The sequence below is a fragment of the Arcicella sp. GW458-12-2-14-TSB2 genome (assembly GCF_059423785.1).
Genome location: NZ_JBWKYN010000365.1, coordinates 1 through 1,017, shown reverse-complemented (window position 1 = coordinate 1,017; position 1,017 = coordinate 1). Strand labels below are relative to the sequence as shown.

Here is a 1,017-nt window from a genome sequence, read left to right as displayed (position 1 = left end):
AGTATGGCGATTGGAAAATTATTACAGTAAGATAATGATTTTTTATCAATCTTACATGAAACAAAAGACCAATGATATAAAAATATAAAATGTTGATAGGAATATCTTCTAGCTAATAATCAATATTTTATCTTTCACCGAATTACTATAAGAAAATAATCTCCAATAATTGATAGCATAAATTAAGCCACACATTAAATAACAACCATAAATAAGCAAAATTTATTTTATACAATTTAAAATTAATGCCCCTATTATCGCCCCAGCAATAGGCCCAGCAATAGGTACCCAAGCATATGACCAATCGGAAGAACCCTTGCCGGCAATGGGTAAAATAGCATGAGCTATGCGAGGACCTAAATCTCTTGCAGGGTTGATGGCATAACCCGTTGCCCCTCCTAAAGAAAGTCCGACTGACCAAACCAAAATACCTACGACAAAAGGCCCTAAGCCTGTTTCAATAGTGCCAAATGAGCCCAAGGCAACAATGGCTACTGCTGTAGCAAGCAATTCTGCGAGAAAATTGGGGAAGGCACTTCTAATAGCTGGGGCTGTACTGAAACAGGCTAATTTCAAGCCTTTGTCTTCAGTAATAGCCCAATGAGGTAAGTATTGTAGCCAGACCAAAGTAGCACCAAGAGAGGCGCCTAAAATTTGGGCAACGATGAAGCCAAAAGCATTAGACCAATCGCCAGACTTTACAGCTTCGGCAATTGTAACAGCTGGATTCAAGTGGGCTGCTGGACTACCAAACTTAGTAGAAACAAAAATGCCCATTGTTACTGCAAATGCCCAACCTGCCGTGATGACTATCCAACCACTGTTCTCGCCTTTTGAGCCTTTTAATAATACAGTAGCGACAACACCATTTCCTAAAAAAATTAATACTGCCGTACCGACAAACTCACCTAAAAGTGCTGAATTCATTGTTAAATTTATAAGTTAATATAGTTAATGGTTTTTTGTCAAGAAATAATTGTACAAATTAAGGTATAATTTTCTATTATCATGCTCAAA

1 protein-coding gene is annotated in these 1,017 nt (G+C 37.4%); it reads right to left on the bottom strand.

Annotated features, from left to right (window positions below; genetic code table 11):
- Nucleotides 1-222 precede the first annotated feature (222 nt).
- A complete protein-coding gene (locus AC07XN_RS24485) occupies nucleotides 223-927 on the bottom strand; it encodes an MIP/aquaporin family protein (protein WP_494744951.1) in 705 nt (234 codons plus the stop codon).
- Between the last annotated feature and the right edge of the window lie 90 nt (nucleotides 928-1,017).